This window comes from Polaribacter sp. KT 15, from assembly GCF_900143115.1.
GTDB lineage: Bacteria > Bacteroidota > Bacteroidia > Flavobacteriales > Flavobacteriaceae > Polaribacter > Polaribacter marinaquae.
On record NZ_LT670850.1, the window covers coordinates 856,839 to 873,433 of the forward strand.

The 16,595-nt window shown below is 27.2% G+C and carries 16 protein-coding genes; all 16 read left to right on the top strand.

Features of this window, described 5'->3' with window-relative positions; all coding sequences use genetic code 11:
- The 16 genes from B5464_RS03980 (at position 1) to B5464_RS04060 (ending at position 16,590) form a co-directional block, all read left to right on the top strand.
- Positions 1-381 carry a hypothetical protein gene (locus B5464_RS03980; protein ID WP_079737301.1) on the top strand — a complete coding sequence of 127 codons (381 nt, stop codon included), beginning with the start codon at positions 1-3 and terminating at the stop codon, positions 379-381.
- A 256-nt stretch (positions 382-637) separates the two neighbouring features.
- Positions 638-1,219: a hypothetical protein gene (locus B5464_RS03985; protein ID WP_079737302.1), complete on the top strand. Its 582-nt coding sequence runs from the start codon at positions 638-640 to the stop codon at positions 1,217-1,219.
- 158 nt (positions 1,220-1,377) lie between these two features.
- Positions 1,378-1,671: a hypothetical protein gene (locus B5464_RS03990; protein ID WP_079737303.1), complete on the top strand. Its 294-nt coding sequence runs from the start codon at positions 1,378-1,380 to the stop codon at positions 1,669-1,671.
- A 9-nt stretch (positions 1,672-1,680) separates the two neighbouring features.
- Positions 1,681-2,124 carry a TlpA disulfide reductase family protein gene (locus tag B5464_RS03995; protein ID WP_079737304.1) on the top strand — a complete coding sequence of 148 codons (444 nt, stop codon included), beginning with the start codon at positions 1,681-1,683 and terminating at the stop codon, positions 2,122-2,124.
- Positions 2,125-2,311: 187 nt separating this feature from the next.
- On the top strand, positions 2,312-3,361 hold the full coding sequence (locus B5464_RS04000) for a type I restriction enzyme HsdR N-terminal domain-containing protein (protein WP_079737277.1): 1,050 nt from the start codon (positions 2,312-2,314) through the stop codon (positions 3,359-3,361).
- 163 nt (positions 3,362-3,524) lie between these two features.
- Positions 3,525-4,259, top strand: a complete 735-nt coding sequence (locus B5464_RS04005; RefSeq protein WP_079737305.1) for a hypothetical protein — start codon at positions 3,525-3,527, stop codon at positions 4,257-4,259.
- A 789-nt stretch (positions 4,260-5,048) separates the two neighbouring features.
- On the top strand, positions 5,049-6,926 hold the full coding sequence (locus B5464_RS04015; protein WP_079737307.1) for a hypothetical protein: 1,878 nt from the start codon (positions 5,049-5,051) through the stop codon (positions 6,924-6,926).
- A gap of 648 nt (positions 6,927-7,574) precedes the next feature.
- Positions 7,575-7,946, top strand: coding sequence for a transposase (locus B5464_RS04020; protein WP_079737286.1), 372 nt, complete (start codon positions 7,575-7,577; stop codon positions 7,944-7,946).
- Positions 7,946-8,797 (top strand): IS3 family transposase, encoded by an 852-nt coding sequence (locus B5464_RS04025; protein ID WP_079737287.1) that lies wholly within the window; start codon positions 7,946-7,948, stop codon positions 8,795-8,797. The genes B5464_RS04020 and B5464_RS04025 overlap by 1 nt, the downstream gene beginning before the upstream one ends.
- A 59-nt stretch (positions 8,798-8,856) precedes the next feature.
- A complete protein-coding gene (locus B5464_RS04030; RefSeq protein WP_079737308.1) occupies positions 8,857-9,180 on the top strand; it encodes a hypothetical protein in 324 nt (107 codons plus the stop codon).
- 44 nt (positions 9,181-9,224) lie between these two features.
- Positions 9,225-9,716 (top strand): hypothetical protein, encoded by a 492-nt coding sequence (locus tag B5464_RS04035; RefSeq protein WP_079737309.1) that lies wholly within the window; start codon positions 9,225-9,227, stop codon positions 9,714-9,716.
- A gap of 262 nt (positions 9,717-9,978) precedes the next feature.
- Positions 9,979-11,826 carry an ATP-dependent endonuclease gene (locus tag B5464_RS04040; RefSeq protein WP_079737310.1) on the top strand — a complete coding sequence of 616 codons (1,848 nt, stop codon included), beginning with the start codon at positions 9,979-9,981 and terminating at the stop codon, positions 11,824-11,826.
- A 146-nt stretch (positions 11,827-11,972) separates the two neighbouring features.
- Entirely contained in the window at positions 11,973-13,010 is a 1,038-nt protein-coding gene (locus B5464_RS04045; protein WP_079737311.1) for a RelA/SpoT domain-containing protein, read from the top strand.
- A gap of 776 nt (positions 13,011-13,786) precedes the next feature.
- Positions 13,787-14,464 carry a hypothetical protein gene (locus B5464_RS04050; RefSeq protein WP_079737312.1) on the top strand — a complete coding sequence of 226 codons (678 nt, stop codon included), beginning with the start codon at positions 13,787-13,789 and terminating at the stop codon, positions 14,462-14,464.
- A gap of 158 nt (positions 14,465-14,622) precedes the next feature.
- Complete coding sequence (locus B5464_RS04055) at positions 14,623-15,306, top strand: hypothetical protein (protein ID WP_079737313.1); 684 nt, start codon at positions 14,623-14,625, stop codon at positions 15,304-15,306.
- A 171-nt stretch (positions 15,307-15,477) separates the two neighbouring features.
- Complete coding sequence (locus tag B5464_RS04060) at positions 15,478-16,590, top strand: ParB N-terminal domain-containing protein (protein WP_079737314.1); 1,113 nt, start codon at positions 15,478-15,480, stop codon at positions 16,588-16,590.
- The last annotated feature ends 5 nt before the right edge of the window (positions 16,591-16,595 follow it).

Sequence of the window (16,595 nt, forward strand, 5' to 3'; positions counted from 1 at the left end):
ATGTATAAAACAGAATTTGGAACAATTAGACAAATTCGATTTTCAAATGAAAACGAATATTATGAGACTATGGGATATTTAGCAAAATCAGATAATGATACTGCAATAAAATGGGAAAGAAATAAAGATAGTGGAGCTTGGGATAATGAAGGAAGAATTGAGTTTTTCATAGACCAAAACACAATACCAGTAACTGCTTATTTTAAACATACTGCTGGTAATGGAGGAAAAATATTAAGTAGAGCGAATTGTAATGAATTTGTGAAAGATTTAGTTGACAATCATAGTTTTGGGTATGGATTTACACAAAATGACCAAGCGATTAGACTTACAGTTCCATTACAATATCAAGTAGATTTTGACAGAGGTTTAGCTTTATAAATTGCCAACGCTAAAAGCCATACACATTTGCAATTCGCTTCAGCCACCACACAAGCCAAAAATTGCAAAAGAGTATGTCTTTGCCAACGCTATCAAGTTTGCGGAAAGAAAAAGCCAGTGTACAACAACGTATATAAAAAATAGCGGTTTTAGTGCTTAAACGAAGGATAAATAATAGAATAAAGGTCAGTTATAATCCGAAAAGGTAGTGCTTAAAAATCCGCTACTTTTCATATACAAGACCGTTGTAAGCAATATGAGAAAAACGTTATCGATACTAATTTTACTTCTGATTTTTTCTTGTAAAAAGTCCGAATATAAAACGATTGACTTTGGCTCGTTTGAATTAACTGTACCTCAAAATTGGAAAGAATACGAAATCAAAGGAACTGACAGTTATGTTGGCGGATTAGTTACGAATGAACAAGATACTTTGATTTTTGATTTGGGCTGGTATTCTGGAGATTTGACAAAAAACATTGAAATACTTGTGTTTAGCGAATCCGAATATTCTGAATTCTCTGAAAAACAAAAGAGTCGATTAGAAAAAGTAAAACATTTGATAGTCGATGACGAATTTACTGCTGAATATGACGCAAAAGAATATCTAAAATATAAATTCACGAAAGACAGTATTGCTTGTTTTTCAGCGAAATTTATTGAGCCGACAAACAAAGGTTTTGGTGCGAGCGGAATTTATATTGACAGTTTAAAAGGAAGTGGAACGAATCATAATAAAACATCAATGAGTTTTTATGGAAATAATTTATCGGAATCCACTCAAGCGGAATTTTTCAAAGCGCTGAAAAAAATGGAATTTAAAGATTATTGTCAATAAAATACTGCTTACAACACCGTATAAAAATAATTGCGGTTTAGTGCTTAATCAAAGGTCGTTGCGTGTTTGTAACGTCTGATTTTCCTTCGGAAAATCAGACGTTACAAACACGCAACTATTCTTATACATAAACGTTAGCTACAATTAAAATCAACAATATGAAAAAGGAAATTTTAGTATTAGTATTTATGCTTTGCTATCTATCAATTGCATCTCAAGAATTTTATAAAATTGGTGAGAAAAGTGAAGTTTTGACTAAAATTCAATTAGAAAATAAAATTTCAGAATTAAATATAAAAGCAAAAAAAAATGGAAATAAAAATGATACCCACAGATTTAAAGTTAATTACAAAATAATTAAAACATTAAACAAATCTGATTCAATCATTAATATTGTTCGTTATGATATTAAATATGAATCTACTAGAAATGAAAAAATTTTCACTTTATAGAATAAAAAAATACCTGAATTTAATTTAAGGAATGTTGAATCAAAAAGAAGAACCTTAGAGCATTTCAAAGGAAAGGTTACTTTTATTAATCTTTGGTTTACTAATTGTTTTCCTTGTGTAAAAGAAATACCTTTACTCAATACTTTGAAAGAAAAATACAAGAATGAAGTCAACTTTGTTGCTATAACTTTTGACTCTAAAGAAAAGGTAAAACATTTTCTAAAAAAGAAAAAGTTCAATTTTGAACACATTATTAATGCTAAAAATTATTTAAGTAAAGATTTAGGAAATAGGTCTTACCCTAAAATAATTCTTTTAAATAAAGAAGGAATTGTCAAATATGTTGGAGGAGGAATTCCCTCTGAATACGACTATGAAAAGAAGAAAATGAAAGAAAGAACAGAAAAAGATTTAGTTTATCTTGAAAAGATAATTGAAGATCTGAATAAATAAACTGTAGCTAACACCGTATAAAAAAAATTGCTAAATTAGTGCTTAACCAAAGTTAGTTGCATTTTTGCCAACTTCTGAATTTCCTTCGGAAATTCCTCGCTGACAAAACCGCAACTTCCCTTATACAAAAACGTTGTAGTGCATTAAAGGAAAAATGAAAAACATTAATTAAAAACAGAAATTCAATATGGAAAAATGGAATGAACTATGTTACATACTTTCTGAAAACTTACCTACAAATACAAGTGAGCAGTTATTCGAATTAAAAGTAGTTCAAGCATTTGAAAAATTAGGATGGAGTGAATTTAATAATGAAATCGCTGTCCGAGAAAGTATTCAATTAGGAGCATCAAATAGAATTAGTCCAGATTTAATATTAAAATCACAAGAGAAAGGAAACCTTTTCATTGTAGAAGTCAAAAAACCTTCTATCGAAGTTGACAATTCCACTTTCAAAGGTCAATTATCATCTTATATGGGAATTATGAGAGTTGATTTAGGAATTCTAATTGGCAATAAAATTCAAGTATTTTTAGACGGTAAATTTTTCAATAAAAATGGCATTGTTTTAATCGATGAAATTGAGTTCAAAAGAGATATAGAAAAAGGGTTAAAATTTGTACAATTATTCAGTAAAGAAAACTATAACAAAGAAGACATTGAAAATCACGCTCAAGAGAAAATTCAACAACTAAAAGAAATAGAGGATTTTAAAAAATTGAAAACTAAAATGCTATCTGAAAATTATGGTGAAAAAATAATTGAATATTTAAAATCTGAACTTCAAAATGAGTTTGACACAAAAGTAATCGATAAAGTTTTCAAAGTATTACAAGTAAAAATTGAGAGCAAGAAAAAAATAGTTTCATTAGATAATTACCAAAAACCGAAAGCGAGAAAATATAAAACTTTTGAGAATATTAATGAAACTTCTGGAAAACTTCCTATTGGAAAATATGTCCGAAAAACATTCAATGATTTGGTTGAAAGTAACTTGATTGATAGAAATGAAATTGAGAGATTACAAAGAGGTGATTATTCAAAATTAACTTTTGATATTCAGTTTCCATTTTTAGCAAAAGAAAATTCACCATATTACGAGAGAATAAGATATTGGAAAAATCCATATCAAATAAACGGAGAAATTTATTTTGTTTGTTCACAATGGTATGAAGTTCCAGCAAATAATGACAGACCGTATTATGAGGAATGGTTAAAAAAAATGAAAAGTAAATAACGCACTACAACACCGTGTAAAAAAAATTACTAGTAAAAGCCTACTTACGAAAATCCTTTCGGATTTTCTTGGTTCGTATTTTATTTACTAACTTCATTGCTTAAAACACGCAACTTTTCTTACACAACAACGTTAGGCATAATTAAAACCTGAAATCAGAAAAATGATTCAAGATACAATATCAGAAATAGATTCTCTAAAAATTAACTTTTTAAAGCAAATAGATTCTTTGAAAATTCAAAACCAATTAGACAAGTTGAAATATGAAATTGATACACAAAATAGTATAGCAACTGAAGTAAACAACTTTTATGATTCAGCTTGGTTAAAACTTTTAATTGTTATAACAGTTTTAGGAATAGTTTTACCAATACTTGTTCAATATTTTCAGAGAAAAAATTATAAAGAATTAGCCGAAAATTTAAAAAATAGTTTTGACAATAAACTTGAGAATTTAAAAGAAAATAATGAATCGAGAATTAACAAAATTGTTGAGGAATATAAAACCAATCTTAAAGAATTAGAAGCCAAAAATGATATAGCAATGTTTGAAATAGATGCTAATACATACTATCTACAAGGGCGTTCTTTAATGCTTGAAAGAAGTTTTATTCCTGCTGTTTTCAGTTACATTAAAGCAATTATTTTACTAAAGAAATGTAATCGAATTGATAGAATTATTCCAAATCTCAATAATTTAAAAAGAGCTCTAAATAATGTTGATTCTGAAAAAATAAACGTTTTAGACAGAGTACTTGCAAGTAAATTAGATAAAGATTTTGAAAGTTTAATCGATGAAATAGACAATGAAATTTCTCTTGACTCAACAATTTTAGTGAAAACGAGTGAATTGAGAACAATATACTTGAATAAAAAAACTATGCCTAACACCGTATAAAATTAATTGCTGGTTTTAGCCAATTTACGAAAGTCCTCGCGGACTTTCTATCTGTGATTTATTTGCTAACTTTAGTGCTTAAAACACGCAACTAATCTTATACAATCACGTTAGCTTTAATGCAGGAGCAAGTTTGCGGGAATTGAATTAAAAAAAAGAAATGAATAAAAATGAAAAATAAAAAAGCATCTATAATTGTTCTAATATCAAGTATTGGATTAATCATTTTAGGGTTAAATCAAATATTTGAATTATTTGAACTTATAAGTTCTAAAACATCATCGATTCTAATTATTTTATTTTCGATTTTAAACTTCATTTTTATTTTGAAATTGAATAATATCGATAGTAATGAGTCCAAATCTTAATAAATTAATTTGAAAAATTTGCAAAAACTGAAATCTAACTCAAAACCTGAATTGAATTCAGTCTGTATTTTTAGCTCGTTTACGGATTAGAAATCTGAATTAAAACTTGAAATCTGGCTAAACCGAATTTAGCAAATTGAGAAATTAATCACTAAATTGGAGTTGAAAAATATTACGAAAATTCAGCAAGGTAACGGAATTAAAAACTAACTGACAAAAGAAAACAGGAAAGAAATAACAAATAAATTAAAAAGCACTAAAAGCTAACACCGTGTATAATTAATTGCTGCTTTTAGCTCACTTGGAAAATCCTTCGGATTTTCGCCGTTCGTGATTTATTTAGTAGATTAGTTGCTTAAAAACGCAACTAATCATCACACAAACACGTTGGCAATAATTAACAAATTGAATCCAAAAATCTATGAAAAAAATATCGATTATATTAATTTTTTCTCTAATTATAATATCCTGTAGTAATAAGGATTTAATTGAAGAAATTGTTGTTCAACCAAAGATAGAAACCAATCTAGCTTCAGAAATAAATGTATTGTCAGTAAAATTGGGTTTTGAAATTATTGACGAGGGTGATTTTGAAATTATAGAATTAGGGTTAGTAAAGAGTTATACTCCTACACCAACTGTTGAAAATAATATTAAAAAATATATATTCGAAAAAAATGATACTAATCAATATTCTATTGTAGATGAACATTTATCAGCAGAGAGTAAGATTAACTATGTAAGAGCATATGTAATAAATTCACAAGGAATTACTACTTATGGAAATGAAATAAGTTTTCAATCTTTGGGTAATAAAGTTTATTTTGGTGATGTAATTTTATCTAATCAGGAAGAAGTAAATGAATTTGGAAATAATGGTTATAATACTATAAATGGATTTTTATTTATAAAAGACTTTGTTTCAGATTTATCTCCACTAAAAGATTTATATACTGTTTCTGGCTTATTAAGAATTATAAATACAAATCAACTAAAAAATTTGAAAGGATTAGAAAATTTAAATAGAATTGAAAGCAGTAGTGATTTTGGATTAGAACTAATTAATAACTCATCTTTTGAAAACTTTGAAGGTCTAAATAATCTTGAAAAAATAAAAGGTAAAATAAATATTAGAGACAATCAAAACTTAAAGAACTTTTATGGTTTTGGAAAGCCTTTTTCAATTGAAGCAGGATCTATAACAATACAAAATTGTGATAATTTAAAAAACTTAGAAGGGTTAGAAAAATTAGTTTTTTTAGAAAATGGATTATTTCTATACGATAATATTAGCCTTGAAAATATTTCTCATTTAAAAAATGCGAAAAACTCACTTGGCTCGGTTCAAATTCATAATAATTCAATCTTATCCAGTCTAAATGGTTTAGAATCCTTAAAAAACATTTCATCTGTTATACTTAAAAATAATCCTCTTTTATCAAACTTAAATGGCATTAACAATATAGAGTCTTTAAACTCTATATATATAATAAATAATGAAAACCTAACTACACTTCCCAAATTTAATAAACTTAAAACTATTTACAATATAGATATTTTATCTGGTAATAAAATTAAAAATCTTACTGGTTTAGAAAATATAGAAAACATCAACTCAATTAAAATAAAAAATGCTAACATTGAATCTTTTTTAGGTCTTTCCCAAGCTAAAATAAGAACTCTAGAAATTCATAATTGTCATAAACTAAAAAATTTTATCGGAGTTGAAAATATAAATGAAATTACTTTTTTATCTATTACAAATTGTCAAACCTTTGAAAATTTAGAAGGATTTAATTTAAAAGAGGTAGATGAATTAAAACTATGGGGATTAAACATAACTTCTCTTAAAGGTTTAGAATCCTTGCAAACTGTTAATAGTCTATCAATTTCTTATAATAATAAATTAGAGAACACTAGTGGAATAGATAATATTGAAAATATTAATTTTTTAAACATCTTTTCTAACCCGAAATTAAAAACTATTGAAAGTTTTATGAAAATAAAATCACTTAAAACTTTGAATATTAACGCTAACTCCAGTCTAGAAAACTTGGATGGATTTAATAATTTAGAATCCATAACAACCTTTAATTTAAGAGAAACAAATTTATCAGATTTATCAGATTTAAAAAGCCTTACTTATTTACAAAATTTTAGTGCTGAATATAATGCGAAACTAAAAGATTATTGCTCACTTGTTAATGCGTTTAAGAATATTGTTAACGGTAATTATAATGTTCATTCAAATGCTTACAATCCTTCTAAAAATGATTTAGAAAATGGAAAATGTAATTAAACTATTGCCAACACCGTATAAAATTAATTGCTGTTTTTAGCCAGTTTACGAAAGTCCTTGCGGACTTTCTATCTGTGATTTATTTGCTAACTTTAGTGCTTAAACCACGCAACTAATCTTATACAAAACCGTTGCCAGTAATAGCGGAAATCACTCAAGCTGAAAAAAAATTGCGGTTCAAAAATAAAAATTTAAAAAGTGGAACACTCTCTCACTCGTGAAATTTTGTAAAAAGGAATCAATTTAAACTCTGAAAATCAAAATTGCGGAATTATCAATCAAACCAGAATTTAGCAAGTTTGTGGAATTTATAAAAAATGTGAAATCACTCAAAATTTGAAAATAAGAATTGCGGAAAATCACTCAAACGTGAAATTATAAACTTGTAGGAATTCTCTCTCGAAATTTGAATTTTTAAAAATGGGAAAGTGAAATAAAATGGAATTATAAACTGAAAAAAACTACTACTTGCAACACCGTGTAAAAAAAATTGCTAAATTAGTGCTTAACTAAAAGTTTTTGCATTTTTGCTCACTTCAATTTTCCTGCGGAAAATAGCCGTTCACAAAAATCGCAACTTTTATTACACAAACACGTTGTACGTCATTTACACCCGTCCTGAAATAAGGCTACATAATTTTAAACATTATGTATAGAAATGACAAAGTAATTAGACGTTACAGTGAACCTTTTAAATTAAAAATTTTAGCCGAACTTACAATCGGAAAACACACAAAGAGCGAACTTTGTAAACTCTACTCTATTGCACCTACAACCGTTAATGAGTGGATTAAAAAGTACAATCGTAAAGACTTAATGAACACCAGAGTAAAAGTGGAGACTAAAGACGAAATATCCAGAATTAAAGCTCTTCAAAAAGAGGTTGAGCAACTAAAAAAACTACTACTTAAAAAAGATCTCGATGCTATGGTAGAAGAATCCTATTTAGAAGTAGCTGCTGAAGATTTAGGTTATAAATCTATTGCTGAACTAAAAAAAAAGTTAAGTATAAAGCCTTAATAAAAGCTAAAGAGAAATCTAAGAAATTTGCGTCTTTAACGACTATAACTCATTGTTTTGGACTTAAACGTGATGCGTATTATAAATACAAATCTAGAGCTGATAAACGTTTAATATTAGAACAACAGATTATAAATATTGTTAGAAAAAGACGCAAATCTCTTCCTAGAGAAGGTGTGCGTAAACTTACTAAATCTTTAGATGTAGATTTTAATAAAGTAAATATTAAAGTTGGTAGAGATACTTTATTTAATGTCCTTAGAAAACACCAAATGCTAACACTTAGAAGGAAAACTAGTGCCAGAACAACAAACTCATATCATCGATTTTATAAATATAATAATATTATAAAAGACTTAAAAATTACAAAATCTAATCAGGTTTGGGTAAGTGATATAACTTACATAAGAACCGTAAAAGGATTTTGTTACTTAGCTTTAATAACAGATATGCACTCTCGAAAAATTGTTGGTTACGACCTTAGTGATAGCTTGGAACTTAAAGGATGTGTGAGAGCGCTAAATAAGGCGATTTATAAAGCTAAAAACATTAATGGGCTTATTCATCATTCAGACAGAGGGATACAATATTGCAGTAATGTATATACTCAAATATTAAAAAGAAAGAAAATAGACATCAGTATGACTGAAGAAAATCATTGTTATGAAAACGCAATGGCTGAACGTGTAAATGGTATTTTAAAAGATGAATTTTATCTAGACCAAACCTTTGATAATGTGGCACACGCAAAGAGAGCTACAAAAAATGCAATTAATTTATACAACGAGATAAGATTACACTTATCTTTAGACTATAAAACACCAAATATGGTATATAAATTATCAGCTTAATTCAATTTTAACCTGTAGCCATATTTCAGGACAAGACATTTCAAGTAAAATTTAAAACTATGAACATACATTTATACAATTTTCCATTTCTTTTTTTTGAAAAATGGGGAACCTTTCATTTTATAATAATATTATCGATAATAATTTTTATATATAATCAATGGGAAAAAGGTACTGAAAAAGCTAATTTAGAGTACAATGAAAAATTAGAATCTAAACGGAAAAAACATAGAGAATTACGCTCAAGACTAAACAATTGGAATATAGATTCAAACCAATATGAAAGTGAAGAAGACCGTGAAATTGATAAACTTATGAAAGATGAATTAAAAAGAGAAGCAGATGATCTGTTAGACGAAATAACAAGAGGAAATGTGGATTAATTTTTACTCCTAAATAATTATACATAAAATATATTTAAATAAAAATGTACTCAATTAAACTTGGCTATGACAAAGCATTAGAACGAATAAATTCACTTATAGATAATGGACATCATTCAGAAAGTTTAGTTACATCTGTTTTTACAGTCGAAAAAACGATAAGACGAACATTTAAACAATTAATAGTTACACAGGGATTTAAAAGAACAATGGCTGATAAAATTGTTAAACAATCAAATGGACTAAATAAACTTATAGATAATTGGGAAATTTATGCCCCAAAGAATCGTAAGTTTTCTGATTTAATAGAAAATGATGATATCAAAATAATAAAAGAAGCTGCTACAATGAGAAATAAGCTAATTCACGGAGAAAAAGTTTTTAGCCTTGAAATATGTAAACAAGAGACAGAAAAAGTCCTAAAATCTTTAGAAAGAATTAAAAATTGTTTTGAAAAGGAATATGCTTATAGTGGTTGGGAAATTATAAAAGAAAAAAAACGCAGAAAAAATAATAATGCTTCTAAAGTAAAATAAGAGAATAAAAAACGAACGTACAACACCGTATAAAATTAATTGCTGGTTTTAGCCAATTTACGAAAGTCCTCGCGGACTTTCTATCTGTAATTTATTTGTTAACTTTAGAGCTTAAAACACGCAACTAACCTTATACATCAACGTTGGGCTTAATTTCCACGATTACGAAAATACATTGATTGAATATTACGTTTAATAAATAAAAACTAACTTCCTAGAAAATGATAAAAAATAGAATTAGTAGGAATCATATAAAAACTAAATGAAAATAATAGAAAGTATCCGAATTAAGTATTTTCGCTCTATTTTAAATACAACAAGAGGAAGTCAAAAACATTTAAAAACAAATGAACTTAATATAATTGTAGGAAGTAATGATGCTGGAAAATCAAATTACTTAAAAGCTCTTAATTTATTTTTTAATGGCTCTAGTGACCCCAATTCTGCATTCAATTTTTGGAAAGATTACTCTAAACAAAGACACGGAATTAGAAAGGAAGAAAATAGAATTGAAATAGAACTAATAATTAATCCTCCTAAAAAACAATACTTAAAAAATAATGGAGCTATAAAATGGACTAAAATATGGAAGGAAAACTCGATCATACCAGATGAATCATTTTCTTACTTAGATGATAGTACTTTTACAGCAAATAATAGAAGTGCATTTTACAAATGGTTAAAAAAAATAAAATTCAAATATGTTCCTGCAATCAAAAGTGAACAATATTTTAGTGAATTAATGTACAGTCTTTATGAAGTACTACAAAAAGACACAAACGAATTAGAGAATGCTTTTAATAAACAAATACGAGAAAAAACAAAACTTATTAGTGATGAATTATCAAACCGACTTAATTTAGAAAGTATAATTCAATTTAAAGGAAGTTTTAAAGATTTATTTAATAGGCTTGAATTTGGTTCTATAGACGGAAAATCAATGTTATCTCAAAGAGGTGATGGAGTAAAAATAAGACACATTCCTATTATTCTTCAGAATATTGCAGAAACGGAATTAAGAGAGAACAGAACTAGAGAACCAATTGCTAGTACTATTTGGGGATTTGAAGAACCTGAAAATAATTTAGAATATGACTCAGCTAAAAAATTAGCAGAATCTTTTCTTGAATATATAAACAAAATACATTTCCAAGATGAAAATTATTCAAATTATGATGAAGGTATTCAAATATTTATAACAACCCATTCACCAGTTTTTTATACTTTATCTAATGCAAAAAATTCAAAAATTAATTCTTTTTTTGTAAAAAAACAAGGAGATGAAAGTTCTGACATAAAACCAATTGCAAATGAGGATAATATCCTAATGGAAACAGAAATGAAACTTTTACCTTTATTTGAACTTTCTAAACATTGGGAAACAATAAATAATAAAATAATTAACCTTCAACAAGAAAAAGTAAAACTAAAAGAACAATTAGAATCATTTAATAATGATTACAAATGTATTTTTCTTACTGAAGACAAGAAAAAAGGATTAGTTGAAAAATTTATAACGGCAAATAATTTCATACTAAATGAGGTCGATTTAAGAACATATAAAGGATGTACTAATATTGGTTCTGTAGATGTTTTAAGTAAATATTTAAATGATAAATATGAAGGTAATCATCCTCACATAGTTGTTCATAGAGATAAAGACTACCTTACTCTTGAGGAAATAATTACAGAAAAAGAAAAGTATATTAAATTAGGGATTTCTTTATTTATAACCAATGGCACAGATATTGAATCATATTTCACTAATGAAGAACATATAATTCATTGTCATAGCGAACTAGATAAAACTGAATTACAAGAGATTATTTTCGATGCGAAAAAAGAAAATAAAGAAAAAGCAATAGATTTGATGAAACTAAAAGAGTTTGGTCAACAACATAAAAATAAGAGTAGTCATTTAACTAAATATTTTGAGGAACATTACCAGAAAAACGAGAAATATTTTTTCCACGGAAAGTTTGTTTATAAAAGTATTAAAAGGAAAATACAAGAAAAATATAAAAAAAATGCTTTAATTGATATGGAAAGTGAATTCTTAAAAGATTCATTACTAATAGAAATATCTGAAAAAATATGGAAAAAAAACTAAGCCCAACACCGTGTAAAAAAAATTACTGGTAAAAGCCTACTTACGAAAATCCTCGCGGATTTTCTTGGTTCGTGTTTTATTTACTAACTTTAGTGCTTAAACCACGTAACTTTCCTTACACAACAACGTTGTGCGTCATTTAAAAAATGAAATATAGTAGAAAGAAAATAACAAAAGCAGGAAAAAAGATTATGACCTCAAAATCCATTGAGGAAAGAAATATTGCTCTAGAATTAATAAATGACTGGAGAGCAAATCATTTACATCCACTTAACGTTATGAAAAATGGTTTAATTCGAATATTAACCAAACATAGAATTAAACCAATATTAATTTCTCAAAGACTAAAACGTTTAACATCGATTGAATATAAACTCGATTTGAACGAATCAATGGGACTTGGAGGAATGCAAGATATTGGAGGTTACAGAGCTGTTGTTAAAGACACAAAAGATTTATTTAAGTTAAAAGGTATTTTAGAAAGAAACACAACAAATCATAAACTAAATAAAACTGTAGATTATGTTGATAGACCAAAAAAATCAGGATATAGAAGCATACATTTTATTTACACATACAATTCAAAATTAGACAAATACGAAAATCTTCTTTTAGAATTACAAATCAGAACAAAATTACAACACAATTGGGCAACGGCTGTAGAAACAGCTGGTATTTTGACCAAAACCTCTCTTAAATCGAGCCAAGGTCCTGATGAATGGCTTGATTTTTTCAAGATAGTTAGTTCTCTTTTCGCAATTAAAGAGGAATTACCTGTTTTAGAAGAACATAAAAAACGCTCAATGGAGAACTTAATGGTTGAATGCTTTAATTTAACCAATGAACTTAAAGTTATAGATATTCTGAAGGCATTACGAATTTCTGCTAGACAAATAGAAATTGAGAAATTTAATGGAGATTATTATTTAATAAACATCAACGTCAAGGAAAAATTTGTAAATATTCAGACCTTCAAAAAAAGAGATTATGGAATTGCTTCAGAAGAGTATTTGAAATTAGAAAAAGATATTAAGGAAAATGAAAATGCTGTAGTTCTTGTATCAGCATCATCAATAAAATCATTGAAAAAAGCATATCCGAGTTACTTTTTAGATACATCTGAATTTATTTCAGCTCTTGAAAGAATAAATGAAAATTGTGAAAGATTAAAATTAGTTAAATAAAAAACGAACGCACAACACCATATATAATTTATTGCTGGTTTTCTGCTTACTTACGAAAATCCTCTCGGATTTTCTTTGTCAGTTATTATTTACTAAATTAGTTGCTTAAAACACGCAACAAACCATATATAAACACGTTAGAGAAAACAGTGCCAAACGAAGTTTAGTGCATTTTAATTGCTGAATTACCTCAACCTCGACAATCAAAATACTTGCTAAATATTAGAAATAAAGTTCTTTTTTTGGGATTTAAACGCATCAAAAGATTCTGAATATTTAATAGCGAATTGAAACCAGAAACTGAATTGGTAATCGCTTGATTAAAAGCGAAACTTTTTATCCGTTTTTTTTTGAGTTGTTTATAAGTGAAGTGTTGGTAGTTTATTTGGAAAATATTCGTTTGCGTTCTGATTCAATCTAATCCAAAAAAAGTTAATTGCTTATCCACCTTTTTTTCTAAATCTAAATGCTAAAAAAACTTAGTCCATTTTTGCTTGAAAACTGTATTTTAAGTAAATATTTGGCAACTTAGTTCAATTGCATTCTGCTTCGATTTTTAACAAAAAAAAGAAACAAGTATTTTAAGATAAGTAATTGATTTACTTTTACTTTTGGTGGCACTGCTATATCTAACAACGTGTATTAAAAATTGCTGCTTATAGCAGATTTACGAAACTTTTCCGTTTTTTTCTAAGTAAGTATTTATTTGTGTACTTTAGTGTTTAGAAACGCAAAATTCAATACACAAATGCGTTAGGGCAAATAAAAGCGCACATTTGAAAAAGACAGTTTTATTTTTATTACTAATTGCTCTTTTAGGTTGTAATACCAAAAAGGAAAAATTACAACTTGAAAGAAAAGTATTTAATGAATTATTTCTAGAATTAATTGACTCAGCTTATGTAGATTTTAGATTAATGACTCCTCCTTACCCTCCTCCTCCTAGTGGAATAATTTTGAGTGAAAAACAAAAAAAGGAAAACCTTGAGAATTACAAGAAATTTTTGGCTGAGTTTGAAAAAAGAAAAGCTGAAATTGAAAAAGATACCACTAGAATCGTTTTAGCAATTATTGAAAAGACTTTTCCTTTAGACAGCAGTAGTTTTAAAAATTTATCTGGTAATTATAAAGAAATAGAACCTAAAAGTCAGTATTCAGATTCCAAAAACGAAAACAAAATAGACTTATCCATTTTTAATAATCACAAAAAATATCGATTCAAAAAATATTCTGAATTTCCAAAAGGTAGAAAAATTTGGAGAACTAAATATCCTTTTGAACTTGGAGCTGTTATTTCGTTTTCAAAAATCTATTTTGACGAAAAAAGAGAATATGGAATACTTGAATGTGGTGTTACACGTGGAAGATTAAATGGAAATGGATTGAAATTTTTCATAAAAAAAGTGTCAGGAAAATGGAAAATTGAAAAAATAGAAGGCACTTGGATTTCATAAAAATACTTGCCCTAACACCGTGTATAATTAATTGCTGCTTTTAGCTCACTTGGAAAATCCTTCGGATTTTCGCCGTTCGTGATTTATTTAGTAGATTAGTTGCTTAAATACGCAACTAATCATAACACAAACACGTTAGGGCACATAAAAACGAACTCTTGAACAGATTAATAATATTTTTCCTATTATCAATTATTTTAGGTTGTAATTCACAAAAAAATGAATTAGAATTTGAAAAAAAAGTTTTTAATGAAATATTTTTAGAACTAATAGATTCTACATTTTATGATTTCAGAACACTTCAACCTCCTTTGACAATTGCTCCTCCTCCAAATGGAATTATAATAAGTGAAAGTCAAAAAAAGGAAAACCTTAAAATTCATAAAGAATATTTAGCTGAATTTGAAAAAAGGAAAATTAAAATTGAAAACGATACAGCCAGAATTGTATTAGCAATAGTTGACACCATATTTAAATCAAGTAAAATAAACCGTGAAAAATTGAGTGCACATTTTGAAAATATAGAATTTGAAAATGATACTCTTGAAAAAAACATTGAATATAAAATCAATTTATCAAGGATTAAAAATAATGAAAAATATATCTTTAAATATCGTTCAGAATTTCCAAAAGGTAGAAAAATATGGAGAACTGAGTACCCTTTTTATTTTGGAGCAGTGATTTCATTTTCTAGAATATATTTTGATAAAAATAAAAAATTTGGAATATTAGAAAGTGGTACTACATTTGAAAGATTAAACGGAAATGGTTTTCGAATATTTATAAAGAAAATATCAGGAAAATGGAGAATTGATAAAATTGAAGGAACTTGGATTTCATAAATAACGTGCCCTAACACCGTGTATATTTCATTGCTTTGCTTTAGCCAACTTACGAAAATCCTCGCGGATTTTCTATTCAGTATTTATTTACTAAATTTACGCTAAACCAACGCAACAAAGCATACACAAACACGTTGGGTGTAATTAAAACTAACAAACTAAATATTAAAAATGGAACTTGATTTAATAGAAAATCTTAAAACGGAAAAAGTAGAATTGAATAATCTACTATTGAATCCTAACAATCCAAGATTAATGGGGAAAAGCAGGAAAGTAGATCTTCCTGACAGTAGAGTTTCTGAGGAGCAAATTCAAAAAACAGTATTAAGAGATATAAGACTTGAGGGAATTAGTGATTTATATGAAAAAATTAAGAAACTTGGATTTCTATCAATAGATAGAATTGTAGTGCGAAAAATTTCTGATTCAGATAATTATTTAGTTTTAGAAGGAAATAGAAGAATTTCAACTGCTAAAACTTTATTACAAGAACATTTAGATGGTATAATTACATTAGAAGATAATCTTTTAAACTCGTTAAAAAACATAGAAGTTTTAGTTTATTCTGGTACCGACAAAAATGTCCTTTGGCTTTTGCAAGGAATGAGACACATTAACGGAATCAAAGAATGGGGAGCATTGCAACAAGCAAGATTTCTTCACGTAATGCAACAAGAAGAGTCTTTAAACGCAACTGAATTGGATAAAATGACTGGGTTTGGTCGAAATACAATTGCCAATAAAATTAGATCATATAAAGGTTTTAATTTTAGTCAAGAAGTTTATCACGGAGAACTAAATGAGAATAATTTTAGTTTATTTCAAGAAGCCATTTTTACAAGACCTTTAATAAAATCTTGGTTGGAATGGAATGAAGGAGAATCTAAGTTTGATAATTTAGAAAACTTAGAAAACTTACTAAATTGGTATGTTGGAGATGAAGAAGGAAATAGAAAACTTGAACGAGTACTTGACATAAGGGATCACTTTAACAAATTACTGCTTCCCGAAAACAAAAGTATTTTAGTGAAATTTGAGGAAGAAGAGGAATTTTCAATAAATGAAGCGATCCAAGAATTAAGAAATAAAGATGCTGAAAAGTCAGCTCAAAAACATCAACTTGATTTAGAAGAGCGAATTACTCGACTTAATGATTTGTATACTGAATTATCTACTTTACCAATTGTTAACATACTCAAAGACTCTAACAAAGAAAAGTTTAAAGAAATAATAAAAAAAATAAACGAATCAGCTTCTTTTCAATTGACAATTTTAGACAAATAAAAAGC

Excerpts from the sequence above, each read along its gene's own strand:
- B5464_RS04060 (WP_079737314.1), top strand. The coding sequence starts at position 15,478 with ATGGAACTTGATTTAATAGAAAATCTTAAAACGGAAAAAGTAGAATTG.
- B5464_RS04035 (WP_079737309.1), top strand. The coding sequence starts at position 9,225 with ATGTACTCAATTAAACTTGGCTATGACAAAGCATTAGAACGAATAAAT.
- B5464_RS04015 (WP_079737307.1), top strand. The coding sequence starts at position 5,049 with ATGAAAAAAATATCGATTATATTAATTTTTTCTCTAATTATAATATCC.
- B5464_RS04005 (WP_079737305.1), top strand. The coding sequence starts at position 3,525 with ATGATTCAAGATACAATATCAGAAATAGATTCTCTAAAAATTAACTTT.
- B5464_RS04000 (WP_079737277.1), top strand. The coding sequence starts at position 2,312 with ATGGAAAAATGGAATGAACTATGTTACATACTTTCTGAAAACTTACCT.
- B5464_RS04040 (WP_079737310.1), top strand. The coding sequence starts at position 9,979 with ATGAAAATAATAGAAAGTATCCGAATTAAGTATTTTCGCTCTATTTTA.
- B5464_RS03990 (WP_079737303.1), top strand. The coding sequence starts at position 1,378 with ATGAAAAAGGAAATTTTAGTATTAGTATTTATGCTTTGCTATCTATCA.
- B5464_RS04030 (WP_079737308.1), top strand. The coding sequence starts at position 8,857 with ATGAACATACATTTATACAATTTTCCATTTCTTTTTTTTGAAAAATGG.
- B5464_RS03985 (WP_079737302.1), top strand. The coding sequence starts at position 638 with ATGAGAAAAACGTTATCGATACTAATTTTACTTCTGATTTTTTCTTGT.
- B5464_RS04020 (WP_079737286.1), top strand. The coding sequence starts at position 7,575 with ATGTATAGAAATGACAAAGTAATTAGACGTTACAGTGAACCTTTTAAA.
- B5464_RS04045 (WP_079737311.1), top strand. The coding sequence starts at position 11,973 with ATGAAATATAGTAGAAAGAAAATAACAAAAGCAGGAAAAAAGATTATG.
- B5464_RS03980 (WP_079737301.1), top strand. The coding sequence starts at position 1 with ATGTATAAAACAGAATTTGGAACAATTAGACAAATTCGATTTTCAAAT.